Annotated in this window: 20 protein-coding genes; 6 read left to right on the forward strand and 14 right to left on the reverse strand. The window is 70.4% G+C overall.

The features are described from left to right. Nucleotides 1-17 precede the first annotated feature (17 nt). The 7 genes from OG246_RS39295 to OG246_RS39325 all read right to left on the reverse strand — a co-directional run bounded on the left by OG246_RS39295 (nt 18) and on the right by OG246_RS39325 (nt 10,170). Nucleotides 18-854, reverse strand: a complete 837-nt coding sequence (locus tag OG246_RS39295; RefSeq protein WP_266473942.1) for an alpha/beta fold hydrolase — start codon at nt 852-854, stop codon at nt 18-20. Between the two features lie 84 nt (nt 855-938). After that, nucleotides 939-1,637: an alpha/beta fold hydrolase gene (locus OG246_RS39300; RefSeq protein WP_266473944.1), complete on the reverse strand. Its 699-nt coding sequence runs from the start codon at nt 1,635-1,637 to the stop codon at nt 939-941. Between the two features lie 133 nt (nt 1,638-1,770). Continuing rightward, entirely contained in the window at nt 1,771-4,053 is a 2,283-nt protein-coding gene (locus OG246_RS39305) for a tetratricopeptide repeat protein (protein ID WP_266473946.1), read from the reverse strand. A gap of 32 nt (nt 4,054-4,085) precedes the next feature. Continuing rightward, nucleotides 4,086-5,666 carry a carboxylesterase/lipase family protein gene (locus OG246_RS39310; protein ID WP_266473948.1) on the reverse strand — a complete coding sequence of 527 codons (1,581 nt, stop codon included), beginning with the start codon at nt 5,664-5,666 and terminating at the stop codon, nt 4,086-4,088. A 79-nt stretch (nt 5,667-5,745) separates the two neighbouring features. Beyond that, nucleotides 5,746-6,996, reverse strand: coding sequence for an alginate lyase family protein (locus OG246_RS39315; protein WP_266473950.1), 1,251 nt, complete (start codon nt 6,994-6,996; stop codon nt 5,746-5,748). Nucleotides 6,997-7,041: 45 nt separating this feature from the next. After that, a complete protein-coding gene (locus OG246_RS39320; RefSeq protein ID WP_266473952.1) occupies nt 7,042-8,547 on the reverse strand; it encodes a glycosyl hydrolase family 28 protein in 1,506 nt (501 codons plus the stop codon). A gap of 33 nt (nt 8,548-8,580) precedes the next feature. Beyond that, nucleotides 8,581-10,170, reverse strand: a complete 1,590-nt coding sequence (locus tag OG246_RS39325) for a glycoside hydrolase family 43 protein (RefSeq protein WP_266473954.1) — start codon at nt 10,168-10,170, stop codon at nt 8,581-8,583. 313 nt (nt 10,171-10,483) lie between these two features. On the opposite strand from OG246_RS39325, the gene OG246_RS39330 reads away from it, so the two are divergent. After that, on the forward strand, nt 10,484-11,521 hold the full coding sequence (locus OG246_RS39330) for a LacI family DNA-binding transcriptional regulator (protein ID WP_266475027.1): 1,038 nt from the start codon (nt 10,484-10,486) through the stop codon (nt 11,519-11,521). Between the two features lie 16 nt (nt 11,522-11,537). Here OG246_RS39330 and OG246_RS39335 read toward each other — a convergent pair whose 3' ends face one another. After that, complete coding sequence (locus OG246_RS39335; protein ID WP_266473956.1) at nt 11,538-12,287, reverse strand: SDR family oxidoreductase; 750 nt, start codon at nt 12,285-12,287, stop codon at nt 11,538-11,540. Nucleotides 12,288-12,357: 70 nt separating this feature from the next. Continuing rightward, complete coding sequence (locus tag OG246_RS39340) at nt 12,358-13,077, reverse strand: SDR family oxidoreductase (protein WP_266473958.1); 720 nt, start codon at nt 13,075-13,077, stop codon at nt 12,358-12,360. Nucleotides 13,078-13,271: 194 nt separating this feature from the next. On the opposite strand from OG246_RS39340, the gene OG246_RS39345 reads away from it, so the two are divergent. Further along, nucleotides 13,272-14,297, forward strand: coding sequence for an alcohol dehydrogenase (locus tag OG246_RS39345; protein WP_266473959.1), 1,026 nt, complete (start codon nt 13,272-13,274; stop codon nt 14,295-14,297). Nucleotides 14,298-14,315: 18 nt separating this feature from the next. On the opposite strand, the gene OG246_RS39350 is transcribed toward OG246_RS39345, so the two are convergent. Next, entirely contained in the window at nt 14,316-14,945 is a 630-nt protein-coding gene (locus tag OG246_RS39350) for a hypothetical protein (protein WP_266473960.1), read from the reverse strand. Between the two features lie 144 nt (nt 14,946-15,089). On the opposite strand from OG246_RS39350, the gene OG246_RS39355 reads away from it, so the two are divergent. After that, nucleotides 15,090-16,106 (forward strand): DUF5954 family protein, encoded by a 1,017-nt coding sequence (locus tag OG246_RS39355; protein WP_266473961.1) that lies wholly within the window; start codon nt 15,090-15,092, stop codon nt 16,104-16,106. Nucleotides 16,107-16,133: 27 nt separating this feature from the next. Here OG246_RS39355 and OG246_RS39360 read toward each other — a convergent pair whose 3' ends face one another. Further along, nucleotides 16,134-16,781: a DUF4389 domain-containing protein gene (locus OG246_RS39360; protein WP_266473962.1), complete on the reverse strand. Its 648-nt coding sequence runs from the start codon at nt 16,779-16,781 to the stop codon at nt 16,134-16,136. 165 nt (nt 16,782-16,946) lie between these two features. On the opposite strand from OG246_RS39360, the gene OG246_RS39365 reads away from it, so the two are divergent. Next, the gene (locus tag OG246_RS39365; protein ID WP_266473963.1) at nt 16,947-17,348 is read left to right on the forward strand and encodes a VOC family protein; all 402 of its coding nucleotides are present in this window, start codon (nt 16,947-16,949) and stop codon (nt 17,346-17,348) included. Nucleotides 17,349-17,358: 10 nt separating this feature from the next. Here the strand turns inward: OG246_RS39365 and OG246_RS39370 are convergent, their stop codons facing one another. Together OG246_RS39370 and OG246_RS39375 are read right to left on the reverse strand one after the other, a co-directional pair. Beyond that, the gene (locus OG246_RS39370) at nt 17,359-18,075 is read right to left on the reverse strand and encodes a helix-turn-helix transcriptional regulator (protein ID WP_266473964.1); all 717 of its coding nucleotides are present in this window, start codon (nt 18,073-18,075) and stop codon (nt 17,359-17,361) included. A gap of 10 nt (nt 18,076-18,085) precedes the next feature. Further along, entirely contained in the window at nt 18,086-19,021 is a 936-nt protein-coding gene (locus OG246_RS39375) for an AraC family transcriptional regulator (RefSeq protein ID WP_266473965.1), read from the reverse strand. Nucleotides 19,022-19,101: 80 nt separating this feature from the next. Between OG246_RS39375 and OG246_RS39380 the strand changes: the two genes are divergently transcribed. Further along, nucleotides 19,102-19,950 (forward strand): NAD(P)H-binding protein, encoded by an 849-nt coding sequence (locus OG246_RS39380; protein WP_266473966.1) that lies wholly within the window; start codon nt 19,102-19,104, stop codon nt 19,948-19,950. 15 nt (nt 19,951-19,965) lie between these two features. Here the strand turns inward: OG246_RS39380 and OG246_RS39385 are convergent, their stop codons facing one another. After that, nucleotides 19,966-21,138 carry a YihY/virulence factor BrkB family protein gene (locus OG246_RS39385; RefSeq protein ID WP_266473968.1) on the reverse strand — a complete coding sequence of 391 codons (1,173 nt, stop codon included), beginning with the start codon at nt 21,136-21,138 and terminating at the stop codon, nt 19,966-19,968. A gap of 17 nt (nt 21,139-21,155) precedes the next feature. Between OG246_RS39385 and OG246_RS39390 the strand changes: the two genes are divergently transcribed. Beyond that, complete coding sequence (locus OG246_RS39390) at nt 21,156-22,790, forward strand: acyl-CoA dehydrogenase family protein (RefSeq protein WP_266473969.1); 1,635 nt, start codon at nt 21,156-21,158, stop codon at nt 22,788-22,790. Nucleotides 22,791-22,827 lie beyond the last annotated feature (37 nt).

Below are 22,827 nucleotides of genomic sequence, written 5' to 3' on the forward strand. Positions count from 1 at the left end.
GGCCGGGGCGGCGGCGGTCAGCTGGTGGCTCTGACCGCCTGTTCGATGAGACGGGTGGTGGCCTTCGGGTGGCTGATCATGGGGACGTGGGACGCACCCGGCACCTCGACGACGTGGGCGTTGGCCCGCTCGTAGAAGAAGCGCTCCAGGGCGGGCGGGATGGCCTTGTCCTCGGTGGCGACCATGCCCCAGGAGGGGATCGTGCGCCAGGCGGCGGCCTGGGTGACGTCCGTGAGGGAGGAGGCGCTGAAGGGCCGCTGGGTGGCCTGCATGAGCCGGGTGGTGGCGAGGGGCAGGTCGGCGGCGAACGCGGACCGGAACGCGTCCGCCCGCAGATACAGGTCGGTTCCGGTGCTGCCGTCGGGGTTGGGGAAGGGCACTCCCTGGACGGAATCGGCGATCAGGGAGCCGGGGTATTTGCCGAGCAGGACGCCGAGTTGCTCGCCCTTGTCGGGGGCGAACGCGGCGATGTAGACCAGCGCCTTGACGTTGGGGTTGCCGGCGGCGGCGTTGGTGATGACGGCGCCGCCGTAGGAGTGCCCGACCAGGACGATCGGGCCGCTGACCGATGCCAGGACACTGGCGATGTAGGGGGCGTCCGTGGGCAGGCCGCGCAGCGGGTTGGCTGGGGCGATGGTCTCGTAGCCGTTGTGCTGGAGTCTGCTGATGACGCCGTTCCAGCCGGAGGCGTCGGCGAAACCGCCGTGCACCAGCACGATCGTCGGCTTGGCCTTGGGCGTGCTGTCGTCGGCGACCGCGGCGGCGGAGCCGGCCGAGGTGAGGAACGTGGCCGTCGCTGCGGCCGCTCCGGTGGCGATCACTCTGCGGCGGGTGAACGAGGGGCGATCGGACATGCGGGAACTCCCTGGGCAGCGGACTGGGACGGGAATGTCACGTGCGGGCGGGGTGCCGCCTCCGCGAGGCGGCACCCGCGGCTTCTAGGAGTTGCCGTTGAGGCCTTCGGCGGCCTGGGTGATCACGGCGGCGACCGTGGCCGGGCGGGAGACGTAGACGGCGTGGCTGCCCGGGGTCTCGGTGGTCGTCGCTCCGGTCCGCTCGGCCATGGCGCGCTGGGCGGGCGGCGGGATCATCCGGTCGTCGGCGGCGACCAGGTACCAGGCGGGCTTGGTACCCCAGGCCGGTTCGGAGACCGCCCCTTCGAGCGCGGCGACGCCCCATGGGACCTGGGAGTCGGCCATGAACGCCGCCAGCTTCTCGGGCACGTCGGCGGCGAACGATGCCGCGAACTTCTCCCGGTCCAGGAACAGGAACCCGTCCTTCGGCGGCAGGATCGGCGGGACCGGCGCGCCGGGCGGCGGGTCGGCGATCAGGGATGCGACCGACTCGCCCTTGTCGGGGGCGAACGCGGCGATATAGGCGAGGGCGGCGACGTTCGGGTGGTTGCCGGCCTCGGTGATGACGACGCCGCCGTAGGAGTGGCCGACCAGAACGGCCGGGCCGTCGAGGCCGTCGAGGACCTGGTGGGTGGCGGCGACGTCACCGGCCAGCGACAGCGTCGGGTTCTGCACGACGGCCACCCGGTAGCCGTCGGCGGTCAGCTGCTCGTAAACGCCCTGCCAGCCCGATCCGTCCACGAATCCACCGTGCACCAGCACGATGTTCCTGATCGCAGTCATGGTCACTCCTGACCTGGAGGGACAGGCTGAGCGCCCGTCCGGTGCGGTCAAGTCAAGTGCTGTGGAAGCGGGCGGAACATGCAGAACAGCACGCAGAACTTCCGCGCACATCGGCTCGGGCCTGCCGGGCGGGTCAGGGTGCGGCGGTCGCCAGGTCGCGGCAGCGGCGGTGCGCCTCGGCGTCGCCGATCGCCTCGAACACCTCCGCCGTGCGCGCGTAGGTCCGGCGGCTCTCGTCGGTCCGGCCTTCCTCGGCCAGCAGGGCCGCGAGGGTCTCCAGAGCGAGGGCTCTCATGTAGTTGGAATCGAACGACTCCATCGCCACTGTCGCCTCGGTGAGCGCGGTGATCGCTTCGGCGCGGCGGCCCAGCAGCCCCAGACACCCGCCGATGTCGGCCAGTGTGTACGGCCGGAGGTGCGCCGCGATGCTCGGCGTCATCCCGGATTCGTCGTCGCCGGCCAAGGCGAACGCTTCGCGGTATCGCTCCAGCGCTTCCTTGTGGCGTCCGTCGTCACGAAGGCCGTTGCCGAGGTTGCTGAGGCTCGAATAGTACGAGTCGGCGTCGCCGAGGGATTTGAACATCTCCATCGCCCGCGACGCCGACACAACGGCTTCACCGCTCCTCCCGAGCTTGCGGAGCGCGATGGCGGTGTAGTGGTGCGACCAGGCGATCTGCACTGTGGCGCCGCTGCGGGTGGCGAGGTCCAACGCCTCGGCCGCGGTCCGCAGCATGGTTTCCGGATTCCTCAGCGGGATCCCCTGCACCCAGGCCAGATAGTTCAGCTGGGTCGCGTGCTGGGCGAGATCGCCAAGGGCGGCTGCGGCCTCAGCGCCGAGGGTGAAGACCTCGTGCCAGTGCGGGCCGTGGACCCACCGGTCGGAGAACCAGTGCATCGACTCGGCACAGTCGAGGACGGCGGCGTACTCACCCCTGCTCGCCGCGAACCGCATCGCGCCCAGCCAGTTGGCCACATTCACGCGCAGCCAGAGTTCGGCCTGCTCCGGTACCGAGAGGACGGCGAGGTCGGCATCCGGTCGCTCGGGACGGCCGTAGGCGGGTTCGAACCACCGCCCGGCCGTCGTGGCCATCCGCAGCAGCCACGACGTCACCCTGCCGGTGAGCGCCGTGCGTTCGGCCGCGGGCTCGTCCTGCCGCAGCCGGTCGCGGGCGAAGAGCCGTACGAGGTCGTGGAAGCGGTACCGGCCCGAGGTGCTGTCCATCAACAGGCCGAGGTCGACGAGTTCGTCGAGCGCGTCCCAGGCGTCCTCGATCGATATCCCGCCGACAACCGCCGCGAGGAGTGCGTCGAAGTCCCGGCCGGGCACCACGGCCAGCCGGCGGAAGACCCGCCGGGCCGACTCCGCCAGTTGGTCGTAGGACATACCGAAGGCATTGGCGATCTTGAGGTCGCCGGCCTTGAACTGATCGAGACGTCGCTCCTCGTCCGACATCCGGGCGGCGAGTTCGACGGCGCTCCATCCGGGTCGGCTGGCCAGCCGGTTTCCGATGATGCGCACCGCCAGCGGCAGCCCTCCGCACAACTGCGCGAGGTGGGCGAGCGCCGGCTCCCCGTCGGAGGCGGAACGCTCGCCCACGATCCCGGTCAGCAACTGCGTGGCTTCCGCCGGCGGCAGCGGTCCCAGGACGAGCCGGCGTACACCCTCGAGGCCCGCGAGCAACCGCCGGCTGGTGACAAGAACCCTGCCCGCGCCCTCTCCCGGCAGCAGCGGGCGGACCTGGTCCTCGGACGCGGCGTTGTCGAGCACGACCAGGACACGCCTGTCCCGCAGCAGCGAGCGGTACAAGGAGGCCCGCCCCTGGGTGTCGGCGGGTATCTGCTGATCCGCGACACCGAGCGCACCGATGACCAGCCCCAGGGCGTCGTCGACGGCGAGCGGCCGCTGAGACATGCCGAACAGATCGAGGAAGAACACTCCGTCGGGAAAGCCCGGCCGCAACGCGTGGGCGGAGCGGACCGCGAAGGTCGTCTTGCCCAGCCCCGCGGAGCCGGTGACGAGTCCCACCACCGGGGCACCCGGGGCGTGTTCGGCGTGGACGAGGTCTTCGATCCAGGCCAGTTCCGCGGCCCGGCCGATGAAGTCGTCGACGGACCGGGGCAGTTCGCACAGCCCGGACGGACGCGTCCAGTGATCCCGCAGACGGCCGTCCCGGGCCAGCTCGATGAGCTGTTTGCGCGCGTCGCCCTCCAGCGCGAGCGCGTCCGCCACAGCGGCAACGGTCCGGTGCTGGGGCCCTTTGCTTCGGCCCCGCTCCATGTCCGACAGCGTTCGGGCACTGACCCCTGAGGCTTCGGCGAGCTGCTCCAGGGTCAGCCGCCCCGCGCGCCGATGACGACGCAGCAACTCCGCGAGACTCAAACGCTCGGCGATGAGGCCACTCCCCCTCGGCGACATCGGGACCTGACCCGCTCGGATCGGCTGCCAGCCTACTCGGGCGGCCAGGGCACGCGGAGTGTCCGAACGCGTCCGACGCCCCGGCCGGGTGCACGCGACGTCAACTCCCGTGCGCGCGTTGCCGGATGAGAAACGGTCTCGGCGTCCCACAGCGCGAGTTCGCGGTCGCGCGGCCCAAGGACGGTGTGCGGGTCTCCGGCGCCGAAGACCCGGACCGGGTGCTTGGCGTCCCAGGCGGCCCAGCCCGGATCGCCTTCGACCGCGAACCGCACCCACGCCGCGTGCATCTGGTCGGCGAGTTCCTGCGGTGCGCCCGGACCCGCCAGCTGCGCGGACTCCGGTACGTCGGGGGTGTCGAAGACGAAGCCGAGCTCCAGGGCGTGACAGGCGCCGAGGTCGGGCACGTTCGAGGGCCAGGCGAACTCGTATACGTACGCGGGGAGTTCGGGGGGCCGGGAGTCCGCGAGGCGGTGCAGCGGTACGCGCAGGAGATGGTCGGTGACCAGCTGGCCGACCAGGTCGGCGGTGCCCGCGTCCGGATGGATCGCGCGGTAGCCGCGGGGCACCTCGTGGCCGCAGCGGCAGCGGGCCATCGCGCCGGCCAGGGCGACCGGGCCCAGCCGGTCGACGCGCTCCAGGAGGCCGCCCGGCACCAGCCACAGCCGGTACTCCTCGCTGGTCCAGCCGAGGAGCAGGCCGACGCCGGGCGCGGCGCCGCCCTCGACCAGGGCCTCCAGCGGATCACGCGGGACGAGGTCGCCGTCGACGACGATGCCGAACGCGGGCCCGCCGACGACGGGGCTGCTGAGTCTGCCCACCTCGGCCTGGGTGCGCAGCAGCAGGTCGCGGTCGACGGCGGCGAACGCCTCCGCCGTCGCCGGGATCTTCAGCCGGGCGGCCATCCTGCGCACCATCCGGCGCACCTTGTCGCGGTCGCTCGCCTCGGGCGCCCCGCTCTGCAGGACGGCCCGGTGGAAGAGCCCCTCGGCGCGCGGACTGGCCAGCAGCGCCCCGATGCTGATGGCTCCGGCCGACTCGCCGAAGACGGTCACCCGGTCGGGGTCGCCGCCGAACTCCGCGATCGACTCGCGCACCCACTCCAGGGCGGCGAGCTGGTCGCGGAGCCCCGGGTTGGCGGGCGCGTCCGGGAAGAGCCCGTAACCCTCCACTCCCAGGCGGTAGTTGACCGAGACGAGGACGACGCCGTCACGGGCGAAGTTGCGTCCGTCGTAGACGGGCACCGCCGAGGAACCGCGGGTGAGCGCCCCGCCGTGGATCCACACCATGACGGGGAGCTTGGCGCCGGGGCCCGGCTCCGGCGTCCACACGTTCAGGTTGAGACAGTCGTCGCCCGGCACGACGGGGTCGGCGAGGAGCCGCGCGAACGCCTCGGAGTACGGCGGCTTGGGCGGCGTGGGCCCGAAGGCACCCGCGTCCCGCACACCGTCCCAGGGCTCGGGCGGCACCGGTGGCCTGAAGCGGAGCGGGCCGAACGGCGGAGCCGCGTACGGGATGCCGCGGAAGACGGCGATCCCGTGCTCGTATCTGCCTCGTACGTCCCCGTGTGGCGTCCTGACCACGGGATCCGTCGACTCTGCCGCCGCTGCCGTCATACGCCCACCAGCTCCTCGCCGCCCGCGAACCATTGACCTCAGATCATCACATCACCTTCCGGTATTCCCGCGGACGTCCCTATTTGGCGTACATCACCGTGCCGAAGCCGAGCTGGTCGAAGCCTCCGCTGGTCGTGCCGTAGTCACCGCCGCCGCCCTCGGGCCGGACGCTCTCGGCCATGGCCTGGATGTACGGGACGGACAGCCCGCGCCGGCGGGCGTAGTGGTAGTAGAGGATGTCCCAGACCGGCCGTACCTGACCGCGGCTCCCGGAGGAGATCGCGGTGTGCGACTGCTGGGCGCAGCTCTGGCCCGTGCCCCAGGTGTACGTCGTGAAGGGCACGTCCTGTCCGAGGTTGTACTTGGCGACGTACTGGGCGGCCTTCATGAACCGGTTGCTGTCGTAGCCGTACAGGTCCTCGCCCTGGGACCAGGCCATCTCGCAGAAGGCGCCCATCTGCCCCATGCCCATCATGGTGTGCCCCTGGTCGCGGCCCGACTCCTGCCACTGCGCGAGGCCCTGGCTGTCGTACAGGAAGGGGACGGCGTGGGTGATGGAGCCGTTGCCCGCACCGGTCTTGAAGTAGTTGACCGCCTGGTCGTACTTGGCCGCGTCGTCGCAGAGGATGCCGATGGCCAGGATCGAGTTCATGTTGCAGAGATCCCAGTTGGCCCAGTAGTTGGTGATGCAGGCGCCGTTGTGCACGGTGAGGAACTGGTTGTTGAGCGGGTAGAAGACGTTGAGCATCATCGTCTTGAACCGCGCGAGGTCGAATCCGCTGTAGCCGCGCATGAGTTCGGCGGCGTTCGCGAACTGGTAGCCGTAGATCCCGGCGGCCAGGAAGCGGTCCGCGTTGCCCGTGACGGTGGTGAGTGTGGCCGACCAGGCGTTGAGGATCCTGACGGCCGCGTCGCCGTTCGCGGTCGTCCCCGCGATCTTCCAGCGCAGGGCGTTCTGGTAGGCCGCGTGGATGTCGTTGTAGAGGGTGCCGTAGTTCTCGCCGGTGCCGCCGCGGATGATGGTCGCCTGCGGGTTGGGGTTCCAGGTGCTCGCCGAGTGGCCGTTGGCGGTGAGGCGGTTCCAGCCGGAGAGCCACGGGTCGTCGCCCGCGGCGACCCGCACCTTGGCACGGTTGAGTTCTCCGGAGGCGTGCAGCATTCCGGGGTGGGTGAAGGTCGCGGGTGCGGCCTGTGCGGCGGTGCCTGCCGAGGCGCCGACGGCGAGGGCGGCCGTGAGACCACCCGCCGTCTTCAGCAGACCGCGACGGCTCAACTCTCTTGACGGGCCTTGCTCGTGGGGGTTGGTGCGGCTCAGGACTGTGCGGCTCATGGCTGTGTGTCTCCAATCCAGTGGGGTGGACCCAAGGGGATGGATCTAGGGGGAGGCGATGCTCACCTCCCCTCCCGCAGGACCGGCCGTCGCCTCGGCGGTCGTGATGAACTTCAGGGCCTTGACGTGCTCGTTGGCGTACATCGGCACGTAGTCCGAGGTGACGAACCAGCTCGGCTTGCTCATCGAGTCGGCGATCACCGTGCCGTTGACGACGAGGTTCTCGAAGGTGATGTTCTGGATCAGGTGGTCCTGGTCGTAGCCGATCAGCAGCGCGGTGCCGGCGTGGGTGCCGGTGTAGCTGAGGTCCTTGATGTGGACGCCGTCGATGCCGCGGCCCGCCGAGGTGTTGTACTTCTCGTTGAACATGATCCGCATGTTGACGAGTTGGCCCTCGCGGAAGTCCTCCACGCGCATGCCGTCGACGCGGACGTTCCTGATGAGGTTGCCGTCGCCGGGGTTGAGGGCGAGGACGCCCTGGTAGAGGATCTGCGGTTCGCGGTGGTCGCAGACATCGATGTTCTGGAAGGTCAGGTTCTCCAGGACCTCGGGGGCGTCGGTGTTGCCGTGCGTGCCGACGTTGATGGGGTGCGCGACGTCCGCCCAGAGGGTGGAGTTCCTGACCGTGATGTCGCGGGTGTCGCCGTAGTACTCCCAGCGGTGGGTGTAGATGGCGATGCAGTCGTCGGCATTGCGCATGAAGACGCCGTCGATGGTGACGTCGCTGCTGGAGAAGATGTCGATGCCGTCGCCCCAGGCCTTGGAGCTGAAGGAGCCGAGGCCTGTGATGGTGACGCTCTCGGACTCGGCGACCGTGACCGCGTAGCCGTCGGGGTTGAGCATCGTCACCGTGCCGATGGATATGTTCCGCGAGCCCTCGACGGTGCAGCCGCCGCCGGGTGACGCCCAGATCACTCCGCGCCCGGCGAGCCCCGCGTTCTCCACGTCCTTGAAGTACACGCGGGACTTGAGCACCGCGCCGCCGTCGAGGTAGACGGTCCTGCCCGAGGGGACGGTCACGACGCCGCCTTCGGTGGTGTGCAGGCCGGGGCCGAAGTAGAGGACGTCCGGGTCGTCGGGCGCGGGGCGGTCGGTCTCCAGGGGGCGGGCGAACAGGTGCAGCGCGTCGAAGACCTCGTCGTTGACCTGGACGACGAGGTTGCGCGGCTCGGTGAGTTCGAACCGCACGGTGTCGGCGCTCAGTTCGGGCTCGATGCCGTAGGAGTCGGGACGGATCCGGGCCTTCCGCACGCCGCCCTTGACGTAGGTGACCTCGACCTCGACGGTGTCCGCGAAGTCGAAGAACGCGAGGGAGGAGTTCTGGATCTGCCCGGCGCCGGTGGCGGTGCTGATGAGGTTGAGGGTGGCCAGGTAGGTGCCGAGCTGCTGCCAGCTGCCGCCGGGTGTACGGACGTTGACGGTGTAGCTCGCGTTGGTCGGGGCGCCGTCGGGGACCGGGTAGGTCACGAGCCCGGGGGTGCCTTCGGCTTCGGCTGCCTGGGCGGTCGTGTCGGTGGCACCGGCGGCCTGAAGGGTCGTACGACGAGACATGGACATCCTCAATTCCAGGGCTCCTGGGAACCGCTACAGCTGATCGCGCAGTTCGAACCAGTCGAAGTCCGCGGAGACCCGGGTCCCGCCCAGGTCCTGGACGCAGACCCCGACGAACGCTCCGGTGAAACGCAGCCGGCTCCCGTAGTCGTCGGAGAGCTTGCTCGCGTCCAGGGCCGGGCCCACCTGCTGCCAGTCCGTCCCGTCGGGCGAGGCGGAGAAGCGGAGGTCCGCGCCGTCGAAGCGGGCTCGGAGATGCACCAACGGCCAGTCGTCCGTGGAGAGTTCGCTGTCCGGAAGCTCGCGGTAGGTGCCGTCGTCGGTGAGGACCACGCCCAGCGTCCGGCCCACGCCCTCGACGTGCGTGAGGCGCAGGTAGTAGTGGGTGGAGGTGTCGTACCAGCAGACCAGGCCCGCGAGTTGGCTGAAGTGCGCGGGACGGAAGTCGACGACCGTCGTCGCCTCGCAGCGCACCGAGGTGAGCGGCCGTGCGACCAGACTCTGGTCGAAGCGCGAGTGCAGGCTCTGTCTGCCGCGCAGCCGCAGGTACCCCGGCCGCTCGGCGAGCGTGAGCCAGTCCGGGGCGGCGGGCACCCGCAACGTACTCCAACCCCCGTCCAGTACTGGCGCGTTGAACTCGTCGCGCACGGCGGCCGGCTCGGCGGGCCCCGACTCCACCCCTGCGGGCGCCGGAACCTCCACACTCGGCCTCCGCCCCCCGTCCGCCAGCCGCAGCCACCCCTCCCGCGTCCAGGCCACCCGCTGGAGGCAGGTCTCCCGGCCCAGGACGCAGCGCGGCCCGTCGTCGGTCCGTACGGGGCGTGAGGCCAGGTGGGCGAGGTACCACTCCCCCTGCGGGGTCTGGACGAGTTCGCCGTGCCCCGCCTTCTGCAACGGCCACTCGGGGGCGTCGCGGGTGGTCAACAGCGAGCCGCCCGGGTCGAGTTCGTACGGCCCTGCCAGCTCGCGCGAGCGCGCCATCACGATGCCGTGGTTCCAGCCCGTGCCGCCCTCCGCGAGCATCAGGTAGTACCAGCCCTCGCGCCGGTAGACGTTGGGGCCCTCGATCAGCTCGTCCTGCGTAAGGATCGTGCGGGGCTGCCCGATCAGGGCCTGCTTCCCGGCGTCGTACTCCTGGAGCAGGATCCCGGCGAAGGAGGGATGTCCGTCGCGCGGGTCCCACTGGATGTTGAGCAGCCAGCTGTGGCCGTCCTCGTCGTGGAAGAAGGACGGGTCGAAACCGGAGGAGTTGAGGAAGACCGGCTCCGACCACGGGCCTTCGATCGCGGGGGCGGTGATCAGGTAGTTGTCGACGTCCTTGTAGGGGTGCCCGATCGTGCGCACGATGCTGTAGACCAGCCAGAACCTGCCGTCGTGATACGACAGCGAGGGCGCCCACACTCCGGCCGAGTCGGCCACTCCGCGTAGGTCGAGCAGGTCGGTGCGGTCCAGGATGTGACCGGCCGGTTCCCAGTGGGCGAGATCGGTCGAGCGGTGCACGGGCACGCCCGGGAACCATTCGAAGGTGGAGGTGGCGAGGAAGTACTCCGCGCCGACGCGCACGATGCTCGGATCCGGGTGAAAGCCCGGCAGCACGGGGTTGCGGATGTGGGCCGCGGTCATGCCGCCACCCGTGTCCCTTGGCTTGTTTGGTACTTCACGCCCTCACCCCTCTGTTTCGGCGTTCGGCCATTCCGCGATTGGGCATGCGCGTTCGGCCCGCATGCCCAGCCCGCGTGTTCGGCATTTCGAAAGTTTCAATGTTCGGGGAATTCCGTGAATCCCCGCTTCTTCACGCCGTGTTGAGGCGGGCCTAATGTAGAAAGCGGTTGCTACGCGGTCAATGTTTCGGTCGCGTGAGCAGCCGTATTCGAAACTTTCGATGCCCCTCGGGGCCGGAGCGGCGGCCCTCGGGCGGGCCGGAGGGGTGGACTCCATGGTCCGTACGGGAAGCGTGAGCGGGCCGACGCTGGCGGTCGTCGCCCGGGAGGCGGGGGTGTCTGTGCCGACGGCGTCGAAGGTGGTCAACGGCCGGGAGGACGTGGCGCCGGAGACACGCCGCCGGGTGACGGAGGCCCTCGACCGCCTCGGCTACGTCCGCAGACCCCGCTTCGAGGCGTCGAAGGCGCCGGGGCTGGTCGACCTGGTGGTGCACTCCCTCGAAAGCTCCTGGTCGGGCGCGGTGCTGCACGGCGTGGAGGGGGCGGCGCACGACGCGGGCCTTGAGGTGGTGGTCTCGGCCGGGCTGACCCGGACCAGGGGCGGGCGCCCCGAGCGCGGCTGGCTGGACAAGCTCACCACCCGGGGTTCCTCAGGGGTGTTGTTCAACCTGGCCGAGCTGACTCCGTCGCAGTACGCCTGGCTCGACCAGCACCGCATTCCCTTCGTGATGATCGACCCGGTCCACGAACCGCCGCCGGGGGTCGTGTCGGTGGGTGCGGCGAACTGGCAGGGCGGTCTGCTGGCGACGGAGCATCTCCTCTCCCTCGGCCATGAGCGCATCGCCGTCATCGGTGGCTACCGTCGCAAGATCTGCAGCAGCGACCGCATCGCCGGCTACCGCTCCGCCCTCGCGTCGGCCGGGATCCGCCACCGTCCCGAATACATCCGTTACGGCAGCTTCGACGAAACCGTCGCCCACTGCCGCATGCTGGAGCTCCTCGACCTCCCCGAACCGCCCACCGCCGCGTTCGTCTGCTCCGACAAGATGGCCCTCGGCGCCTACCAGGCCCTGGCCGAGCGGAAGTTGAGCGTCCCGGACGACTTCAGCGTGGTCGGCTTCGACGACCTCCCCGAGTCCCGCTGGGCCACCCCCGCCCTCACCACCGTCCGCCAGCCACTCTCCGAGATGGCGGCAACGGCACTGCGCCTCCTGGTCCGACTGATGGCGGGCGACCAGCCGGAGGGCACCCGTACGGAGCTGTCGACGCGGCTGGTGGAGCGGTCGAGCACGGGTCCCGGGCCGGTGGCCTGAACGGTGGTTCTGCTCGTCATTGGGACAACAGCTGCTGACCGCCGTCGATGTCGTACGTCGCGCCCGTCAATGCTTCGTTGCACATGATGTGTACGGCCAGAGCGGCGACGTCCTCCGGGCCGACGACCCGTCGGATGGGGAGCGAGGAGCGGAGCTCTTCGCGCCGTGCGTCGATCTGGTCGCCCAGGAGTGAGGCCGACAAAGGCGTGTCGACGAATCCGGCAGCGATGAGGTTCACCCGGATCGGCGCCAGTTCGAGTGCCAGGTTCGCGGTCAGAGCGGGAAGTGCCGCGGTGAGCGCCGAGGTGACGGACCTGCCGACGCCGGGGCGGCGACCGCCCGTGCCGCCGATGAACAACAGCGTTCCCAGGTCCCGGAGTTTGCCCCGGCTGTACTTGGCGAGCCCGAGCGTCATGGCGAGGCGTTCGCCGAAGTGCCGACTGGTCTCCGCCACGTCCATGTCGGCCAGGGGCGCGTACAACGGGCCGCCGGCCGTCGACATGACGTGGTCGACCGCGTAGGGCAGGTCACTGAAGAACTGCTGAAGCCGGTCCGTGTCGGCGGCGTCGAGGGCCGCGGTGCTCCGCGGCTGGACTTCCGCAGCCGCTCGCTCCAGTCGCTGCGGATCGCGCGCGACCATGACCACTTGGCCGCCGGAAGCGCGGACCCGACGCGCGGTTTCGAGCCCGATTCCCGAGCTTGCGCCTATCACGACGACGGTCTGGTCGGCCAAGTCCTGGTGCTGGCTCAGCTCGCTTCCGCTCATCAGTGCCTCCGATGATCCGACGGCGGCAACAAGGCGACGGCGCGGGACGGCTGAGCCTCCTCCCGGTGCGTCAGACCAGCGATTGCCCACCGTACAGTTGTGGATACAGCTCGCCCGGCCCCCCGGGCAGCGCGGCCTGAACCTGCTTGCTGACCTCGTCGGCGAGCACCTCGTGGAGTCCGGCCTCGACACCGGCGAGCGCCGCCCGGGCGACATCGCCGGGATCTGCCTTCGGACCGCTCACCATCGCAGCCATTTCGGTCGCCAGGTAGCCGACATGCAGCGCGGTGACCTGCGTGCCCTGTTCCGCGAGGGCGACCCGCAGGGCGTTGGTCACCGACCATTCGGCGGACTTGGCTGCGGCGTATCCGGCGCTGACGGGGATCGACACCCATGACAGCACGGAGAGAACGTTGACCAGGGCGCCGCCGCCATTGCGTCCGAGTACGGGGGCGAAAGCCCTGCTCATGGCCAGAGTGCCGACCACATGCGTTTCGAACTCCGTCCGGAATGCGTCGAGGTCGGACGTGAGGATGCCGGCACGGGTGGTGGATCCGGCGTTGTTGATGAGGAGTGTCACGTCCTGCGCCTGGGCACTGGCCGCCCGGACCGACTCGTGGTCCGTGATGTCGACGGCCACCGGGACGGCTCCCGGCACCGTGACCTTTGCGGGGTCGCGGGCTCCCGCGTAGACCTTGGCCGCTCCAGCCTCGAAAAGGGCCTTGACGAATTGCTCTCCGAGCCCTCGATTGGCACCCGTGACGAATGCAACGGACCCGTCGATCTTCATGGGAAACCTTTCCCGCAGGGCGTACGAAAGGCTGCAGACAGCTCGGTCCGCGATGCTCCACGCGATTTTTCCAACCTTTCCGAACCTACCTCGCACGGCTGTCCACCACCACCCGGGATCTGTTGCCCGGGCGACCAGGCAGTGGTGGGATGGATGTGCTCTCGTATCGTCTACTCCGGAGTACGGAGACACGTATGACCACTTATCGAGCGGCGCAGGTCATCACCCCGAACGGGCGTTTCGAGATAGTCGAGCGCGAGGTGCAACACCCAGGTCCAAGGCATGTGCGAGTGGCCGTCGAGGCGTGCGGGATCTGCCACAGCGACGATGTGTTCGTGAGCGGCGGTTTGCCCGGGGTGCGGTTCCCGCTGGTTCCGGGCCATGAGATCGCCGGGCGTATCGAAGAACTCGGCGAAGGAGCCGAGAGCAACAATTGGAACGTGGGGGACCGCGTGACCGTGGGGTGGTTCGGAGGAAGTTGCGGACACTGCATCCCTTGCAGGCAGGGCGACTTCATAGTCTGCGACAACCTCAAGATTCCCGGCTGGGCATACGACGGGGGCTACGCGGAAAGCATGATCGCGCCGATTGATGCCCTGGCGCGGATTCCCGAGGCCCTTTCGGCGACCGACGCGGGCCCCATGTCCTGCGCGGGAGTCACGACCTACAACGGGCTGCGACGGAGCTCCGCCCGTCCCGGAGATCTGGTGGCGGTCCTGGGCATCGGTGGGCTCGGCCACCTGGGTGTGCAGTATGCAGTGGCCATGGGTTTCGAAACCGTGGCGATCGCCCGCGGGTCCGAGAAGGCCGACACTGCCAAGAACCTCGGGGCCCATCACTACATCGACAGCACGGGCGTGACCTCAGTCGCGGAGGCCCTGCAGTCGCTGGGAGGCGCGAAGACCGTACTGGCCACCGCCGGCAGCTCCGAGGCCATCGCGGCAACCGTCGAGGGCCTGACGCACCGTGGTGAACTCATTGTCATCGGGGTTTCGCCCGACACCCTCGGCATCAGCCCGCTTCAGCTCATCCTGCGGGGCCGGATCCTTCGAGGACACCCGTCCGGTACCGCTCAGGACGTGCAGGACACCATGGCGTTCAGCGCCCTGCACGGTATCCGTCCCATCGTCGAGACGATGCCGCTGAGTGAGACCGACGCGGCCTACCGGAAGATGCTCGACGGCTCCGCTCGCTTCCGCATGGTGCTGACCACAGGCTGACCTGCGCGGGGACGCCGCTCAACCGCTGGTCCCCACCTCATTGTTGGGCGCCCCGTCCCCGACCGGCGGCAGGTCGCCGCGCTCCACCGGTTCGGTGGCGGCCGCAGGTGCGGACGGCAGGAGGGCGGTGAGTTCGGCGGCGTCGGGGCGGTGGGCTCCGAGGGCGGCCTCGTGCAGGACGTCGCGCTTCACCGTGGCCGTGTCGCCGACGACGCGGATCACGTGCCCGTCGCCCGGCACCAAGTAGTCGTGCTGCCCGCCGGAACTGCGGTACCAGGCCTTGCCGTCGCGCGTGCAGGTGACGGTCTCGCCGGACGCCTCACCGACCGGCTGCTTCGGACAGCTGTCGGCGGTCACCGTGCCCCGGTCCACGTACAGGTGGATCTGGGCACCGGTCTTCTGCGACCAGTACGCGCTGGAGAAGCCGTCGTTCCCGTACACGCCGACCGACTGCTGAGCGACGGTGAAGCCGGGCGCCTCGATGACGTAGACGAGCTCCGGGGCGACGCCCAACGCCCGGGCACGGGCGCTGAGTTCGGCCGGGTCGGCGGCTGCCCCGGCCTTCTCGTCACCGCACGCGGCGAGCAGCATGGGCAGGAGCAGCAACGGCAGCGCGCGTAGGGCACGGGCGGGCACGGAACGGATCATGCGCCCATCCTGCCGCACAGGTGTTCCACATGCCTCGCAGAGAGAGAGGCAGTCCAAGCGCTTCGCGTGTGAACGCGGCCAACAACACCGTTTGTTGGGTCGGTTCGGCCCCGGCACGCACACCGACCCCGCAACAATGCGTGCATGTCCGACGACTGGCAGCGACAGATCCAGGCCCTCCATGAGGAGTTGATCCACCGCGACGACCCCGCCGCCTGGGTGCGGGAGGCCGACGCGATGGAGGCCTCCCGGCGATATCCCCATCTCGCGCTGCGCGGGCCGGTGTTCGGGGTCGCGGTGCGTGACCCGGCAGCAGGGCCGGGGTGGCGCCTGCTGAAGCCGGTGGTGGACGGGATGCCGCAGGTGGCCCGGGACGGGCTGAACTCGCATCTGTGGTTCACCGCGAAGGACGACACCGACGACCCGGCGGTACGGCGGGAACTGCTGGCGGCCGTGGCGGCGTTGGAGCGGGATCCGGTCGACGAGGTGGAGGCCTGCGGGGTGCGCTACCGGGTGGTGCGCGGGGACGAGTTCGCGCGCGTCGGGGACGACGGTCTGGAGCCGCCCCGGCCCACCGACCCGGAGCCGGCGGAGCGGCCGTGGGACCGGCATGCGCGCGACACACCGTCCCCGGACGTCGGTTTCGCCCTCGATCCGGACCACGCGGACGGCCCGGCCGCCGGTGCGCTGAAACTGGGGCTGCGGGACTTCGCGTACACGGGCTCCCGCTTCCCCGCCGACGTACGCGCGGACTCCCGGCGGGCGGCCGCCACCCATCCGAACGTCCTCCTGCTGCCCACCGGCTTCAGCCTGGCCGAACGCGGCGAACACGGCTGGCGGCCGAGCGGGGCCCTGATGGCCACCCCGCACGACGCCCGGCGCATGTTCTACGACGCGATGGCCGAGATGTGGGCGCTGCTCCACCGGTTCGACGACGCCAAGAAGGCGAGGTACGCGAAGGCGGCCGAGGAGTACCGTGCGCTCGGCCGCGCCGACGAGTTCCGCGTCGACGACCGCGTCTTCCGGATCTGCCGCGTCGAACGCATGCTCCGTACGGGCCCCGACGGCCCGGAATCCCCGCGCCCCTCGGACGTCGACGAGTACGGCCCCACGAAGATCCACCCGACGATGGACGAGACCGGCGCCCTGACCCATGAGTGACGGCGAGTCACACGGGCCTTCGGCGGGTCACGGTTCGCTCGGCCCCTGATCCAGCCGGTACGGCGGGTAGACGTCCGTCAGCAGTGCCGCGTACGCCATGACGCGGACCACCCAGCGGTGCAGCCCGATGTTGAGGTCGTACATGCCGCGCGGATAGCGGCCGGTGAACAGGAGTGAGACGCCCGCGTAGAGGGCCAGCAGGCCCGCGAGTCCGCCCGCGAAGCGGAAGCCGCCCGCGAGAATGGCGGCCACGAAGAGTTGCGGCAGCACCAGGAGCCACCACTTGACGAGCACGAGGCCGCGGGAGAGCTGTTCGGCGCGGACCACGTCCAGGTGGGCGGGATAGTCGGGCACGTCCGCCAGCGTGAAGGGCGGATAGCGGTCCGTGCCGAGCGATCCGTACGCGTAGTACGCCACCCGCCAGGTCCAGCGCAGCACACCGACGTTGAAGTCGAACAGGGCGCGCGGATAGCCGCCGGTGATCAGGATCGCGAAGAAGGCGATCACGGTGACGACCAGGAAGGCGATCCAGAGGAGGACGAGGGCGATGTAGTGCGGAATCGCGAGCAGCCACTTGACCAGCCAGAGCCAGCGGGACAGGGCCGGGTCGTATTCCGACTCCAAGGTGACCGGACTCTTGGGGTAGTCACTCAACGCGGTGGTCACGTGGGACATGCCGTTCCCCTCTCCCCCGCGGGCGCGGAGCAGATCCGTCCGCTTTCACCGTATACGGGCCTTTCTTCCGTGTACAGCCGAGCGGCGAGCCCCGCAAGGTACCTGGCCCGGACCGTGTCCGATTCGTTCAAGACCAGCCGCCGACGGCCTGCCTACCGTGGCCGTATGACTCCACGATTCGATGTGATCGGCCTCGTCGTCTCCGACATGGCCGCCTCCCTGGCCTTCTACCGTCGCCTCGGGCTCGTCTTCCCCGAGGGGTCCGAGGATCAGCCGCACGTCGAGGCCGAACTGCCCGGCGGGCTGCGCCTCGCGCTCGACACCGAGGAGACGATCCGTTCGTTCCACACCGGTTGGCGGCCCCCGGCCGGCGGCGGCCGGGTCTCGCTCGCCTTCCTCTGCGACAGTCCGGCGGAGGTCGACTCCGTGTACGACACCCTGGTCGGCGCCGGTCATGAGGGCGAACTCAAGCCGTGGGACGCCTTCTGGGGCATGCGGTACGCGGTCGTGAAGGACCCGGACGGCAACGGCGTGGACCTGTTCGCGCGACTGCCGGAAGCCAAGTAGGCCGCCGGCACTAGCCGCGTCCGAGCAGCTCCCCCAGTGTCATCCCCGCCAACTCCCGTACGTCCCGTGCCAGATGGGCCTGATCCGCGAACCCGGCCCGGGCCGCCGTCTCCGCGAAGGGCACCCCGTCGCGTGCGAGGGCGAGCGCCCGCTGGAGCCGCAGTACACGGGCGAGCGTCTTGGGCCCGTATCCGAACGCGGCCAGTGAGCGTCGGTGCAACTGGCGTGCGCCCAGACCCAGTTCGTCCGCGACAGCGGCGACGGGGCGGCCCGCTTCCAGGGCCGACACGACCTCCCGCAGCAGCGGGTCGGAGGGCTCCGCGCCGGCCGCCCGTTCCAGCGCCACCTCTTCGAGCGCGCTCACGGGGTCGGCGGCCGAGTCGACCCGCGCGGTGAGGCGCCGTACCTCCGAAGCGGGCCAGAGGTCCGCCAACTCCACGCGCTGATCACGGAGTTCGTGGGCAGGCACGCCGAGGAACGCGGGAGCCGTACCGGGAAAGAAGCGGACGCCCGCCCAGCCACCGGACGCCCCCTCCGGGACGTACGCGCGCGTGTCCGGCCCGGCGACCAGCAGCCGCCCCTGGTTCCACAGCAGGTCCATGCACCCGTCGGGCAGCACGGGCCGCGCACCGGACGCGGCCGGAGTGTTCGTCCACACCACGGCACCGGCCAGCCGGGACGCCCTCTCCGCGTAACCCGAAGCCGGTGCGAGACGCTCGGCAGTCACGGACGACACGCTACGCCGCCCGCGTCCGATGCTCCTGCGGACTGACTCCGTACACCCGCTTGAAGGCGCTGGACAGCGCGAACGAGCTGCCGTAGCCGACCTGGCGGGCGATCGCGCCGATGGTGTCCTCGGTGTCGCGCAGCCGGTCCGCGGCGAGGGCGAGGCGCCAGCCGGTCAGGTACGTCATCGGGGGCTCGCCGACGAGTTCGCTGAAGCGGCGGGCGAGGGCCGCGCGCGAGACGCCGGCCTTGGCGGCGAGCGTCGCGACCGTCCAGGGGTGGGCCGGATCGTCCTGGACGAGCCGCAGCACCCGGCCCACGACGGGGTCGGCGAGGGCCTGGTACCAGGCGGGTGCCTCGGCCTCGGGGCGGGAGAACCAGGACCGCAGCGCGGCGATGACCAGCAGGTCGAGCAGCCGGTCGAGGACGACCTCCTGGCCGGGTTCGTCGCGGACGATCTCCTCGGCGAGGATGTCGGTGAGCGCGCAGTCCCACATGTCGGCGGTGAGCGTGAGGAGCGGCGGCAGGGCGTCGAGCAGCCTGCCGCTGATCTCGCCCTGCATCATGTACGTCCCGATCAGCATCACCGACGAGCCGTCGAGCCGGTCGCCCCAGCTGCGTACGCCGAGGTCCCAGTGGCCCTTCATGGAGCGCCCGTCGGGGTAGCTGCACTCGCCGCCCGGCAGGATCACCGCCTGCGGGTCGGTCCCCGGGGCGTCGGCGACGGTGTACGGGTCCGGTCCGCGCGCGATGGCGACGTCGCCCGCCGCCAGCCGTAGCTGCTGTCCCCCGTCCGCCGTGACCCACGCGTCACCGCGGACAAGGAGCATGATCGTGAGAGGAGCGCGGTCCTCGACGCGGATGCCCCAGGGCGGGTCGAAGCACGCACGGATCATGAAGGCGCCACGGGCGCGTGGGCCCTCCAGCAGGCCTGCGAGAGCGTCCATGAGGCCAGCGTAGACGCGCACATATGGGAATGAGCGGTTCAGCGATGGTTCCTTGCGGCGCACGGAAGTTGACTGGCTGCATGACGGAAAACACGGCACGTACGAATGACATGACGGTACTGGTCACCGGAGCCACGGGACGCACGGGCAGCCGGGTCGCGGAGGCCGCGCGGGCGGCCGGGCTCACGGTGCGGGCCGGGTCCCGCTCCCAGGGCACCCGCTTCGACTGGGCGGACCGCTCGACCTGGGCGGACGCCCTGCGGGGCGCCGACGCGGCGTATCTCGCCTACCCCACGGACGTCGGTTCCCCTGAGGCCACCGAGGCGGTCGGCGCCATCGCCCGGGAGGCGGTCGGACTCGGCGTACGGCGGCTGGTGCTGCTGTCGGCGCGGGGCGAGGAGCGGGCGCTCGCGACCGAGGAGGCGCTCAGGACCTCGGGCGCGGACTGGACGATCGTACGAGCGGCCTGGTTCGCGCAGAACTTCAGCGAAGGTCCGCTGGTGGAGGGGATGCTCCACGGGGAGCTGGTGTTCCCGGCCGGTGAGGTGCAGGAGCCCTTCATCGACGTACGGGACATCGCGGACGTCGTGGTGGCCACGCTGACCTCGGGCGACCGGTACGTCGGCAAGGACGTCACCGTCTCCGGGGCCCGGCTGCTGTCCTTCCGCGAGGCGGTCGCCGAGATCTCGGAGGCGACCGGCAGCGAGCTGGCGTACATCCCGGTGACCGCGCGCCAGTACGGCGACACCCTGGCCGGGTTCGGGGTGCCGCAGCACGAGGTCGACCTCCTCGTCGAGGTCTTCGAGGGCCTCCTCGACGGCCGCAACGCGCACCTCTCGGACGGCGTCCAGCAGGTCCTGGGGCGCGAGCCGCGGGACTTCACCGAATTCGTACGGGAGAACGCGGCGGCCGGAGTCTGGAAGGCCTGAGCCCACCCGGCGGTGTCACTCCCCGGGAGGCGGCACATCCCCGTTCTTGTGCTGCGGATGGTGCGTGCTCTTCACATGCGCCCGCAGCCGGGAGGTCACGTCCTCCGGCGGGAGGAAGCGGGACCAGCGCTCCGGGAACTCGGAGGGCATGTCCGGGTCGTCGGAGTCGTCGAACTCGGCGTCGTACGAGCGGGACGCGGCAACCCGGGCGACGTACTCGGCGACCTGGGCCTCGCGCAGGCGTTCGTTGTTGGCACGCGCCGCCGCCGTGGCGGCGGCCGGCCAGACGCGGTCGATGGCGGCGTTCACGGCGGCGCCGACCAGGACCGCGAACGCGGACACGCCGATCCACAGGAGGACGGCGACGGGCGCGGCGAGCGAGCCGTAGATCGTGGGGCCCTCGACCGTGTTGGTCAGGTAGATGCGGAGCAGGAGGCTGCCGAGGACCCACATGCCGAGGGCCACCAGGGCACCCGGCACGTCCTCCACCCACGGCGACCGCACCGGCACTGACACGTGGTACAGGGTCGTCAGGAACACGACCCCCAGGACGATGACGACCGGCCAGTACAGAATCTGCACGACCGTCTCCGACCACGGCACGATGTTCACCACCGCGTCCGGGCCCGCCACCATCAGCGGCAGCGCGATCGAGCCGATCAGCAGCGCCACGATGAAGAGCAGGAACGACACGATGCGGGTCTTCACGATGCCGCGGGTGCCGTCGAGGCCGTACATCACGGTGATGGTGTCGATGAAGACGTTCACCGCGCGCGAGCCCGACCACAGGGCGAACAGAAAGCCGAGCGAGATGATGTCGGGGCGGCCGCCCTTCGTCACGTCGTGGAGGATCGGCTCGGCGATGTCGTGCACGCCCTTGTCGGAGAGGACCGTGCGGGCCGCCTCCAGGATGTTGGTCTCCAGGCTTGCGATCGTGTCGGCGCCGGTCCAGGCGTCCACATAGCCGAGCAGGCCGATCATGCTCAGCAGCAACGGCGGCACGGAGAGCAGCGTGAAGAACGCCGCCTCCGCTGCGAGACCCAGGATCCGGTACTCCATGCACGAGTTGACCGTGTCCTTGACCAGCAGCCAGGCGGTCCTGCGCTTCGACACGTTCCGGTACAGCGCGCGAGCGCGGTGAAGACGACCCGAGGGAGGCCGTTCAGGTGTTTCTTTTGCCTGGTGCACGTCCTTACCGTATCCGTATGGCAGCCACCACCCACACCGTGACCAACCAGCCTCCGCCCCTGGTCGGATATGACGTCTTTGCCGCCGACCGGGCCCTTGCGGAGGCGGTCGAACGGCATCTCGAACCAGCACTTCTCGACGAGGCGCGCGAGGAGCTTTCGGCGCTCGGCCACACCTCCGGTTCCGCCCAGGTACAGGAGTGGGGCGTGCTGGCCAACGAGAACCCGCCAAAGCTCCGCACCCATGACCGCTACGGCAACCGGATCGACGAGGTCGAGTTCCATCCCTCCTGGCACCGGCTACTCGGCAAGGGCGTGTCGGCCGGGCTGACCTCGGCCTGGTCGCGGCCCGGCGGGCATGTGCGGCGCGCCGCCGGTTTCGTGGTCTGGACGCAGGTCGAGGCCGGCAACGGCTGCCCCCTGTCGATGACCCACGCGGCGGTGCCCGCGCTGCGCACCGACCCGGCGCTCGCCGCCGAGTGGGAGCCGCGGCTGACCTCCACCGTCTACGACCAGGAGTTCCGTCCCGCCGCCCAGAAGGCCGGTGCGCTCTTCGGGATGGGCATGACGGAGAAGCAGGGCGGCAGCGACGTACGCGCCAACACCACGGAGGCGCGGCCGCTCGCCGAGGACGGGACGTACGAACTGACGGGCCACAAGTGGTTCTGCTCGGCGCCCATGTCGGACGGATTCCTGGTGCTCGCGCAGGCCCCTGACGGGCTGACCTGCTTCCTGGTGCCGCGTGTCCTGGCGGACGGCACGCGCAACGTGTTCCGCATCCAGCGGCTCAAGGACAAGCTCGGCAACAGGTCCAACGCGTCGAGCGAGGTCGAGTTCGACGGGACCTGGGCGCGCCGGGTCGGGGACGAGGGGCGCGGGGTGCGCACCATCATCGAGATGGTCGCGGCGACCCGGCTCGACTGTGTGCTCGGCTCGGCCTCGCTGATGCGGCAGGCCGTCGCGCAGGCCGTGCACCACTGCACCTACCGCGAGGCGTTCGGCGGCAAGCTCATCGACAAGCCGCTGATGAGGAACGTACTGGCGGACCTGGCCCTGGAGTCGGAGGCCGCGACGACGCTCGGGCTGCGCCTTGCCGCCGCGTACGACGACGGGAGCGAGCAGGAGCTCGCGTTCCTGCGTCTCGCGGTGCCGGCCGCCAAGTACTGGGTGACCAAGCGGTGTACGCCGGTGGCGGTCGAAGCGCTCGAGTGCCTGGGCGGCAACGGGTACGTCGAGGAGTCCGGCATGCCGAGACTGCTGCGCGAGTCGCCGCTCAACTCGGTGTGGGAGGGCGCTGGCAACGTCCAGGCGCTGGACGTACTGCGGGCGCTCCAGCGGGAGCCGGGTGCGCTCGATGCGTATCTGCGGGAGGTGGGGCAGGCGCGGGGCGCCGACCACCGGCTGGACGGGGCGATCAAGAACCTGCTGACCGAACTCGCCGACCTGGAGGGCGTCGAGGGCCGCGCCCGCCGTCTCGTCGAGCGGATCGCACTGGTGCTCCAGGGTTCGCTGCTCGTCCGGTACGCGCCGCCGGAGGTCGCCGACGCGTTCTGCGCCTCACGCCTGGGCGGCGACTGGGGTTCGGCCTTCGGCACACTGCCGCACAGTCTGGATCTGGCCACGGTGGTGGAGCGGGCGCGGCCGGTTTCCTGAACGGCCCGGCGGCCGGTTTCCTGAGGCGCTCTCGCGG

Origin of the sequence: Streptomyces sp. NBC_00620, assembly GCF_026341825.1 — a bacterium.
GTDB lineage: Bacteria > Actinomycetota > Actinomycetes > Streptomycetales > Streptomycetaceae > Streptomyces.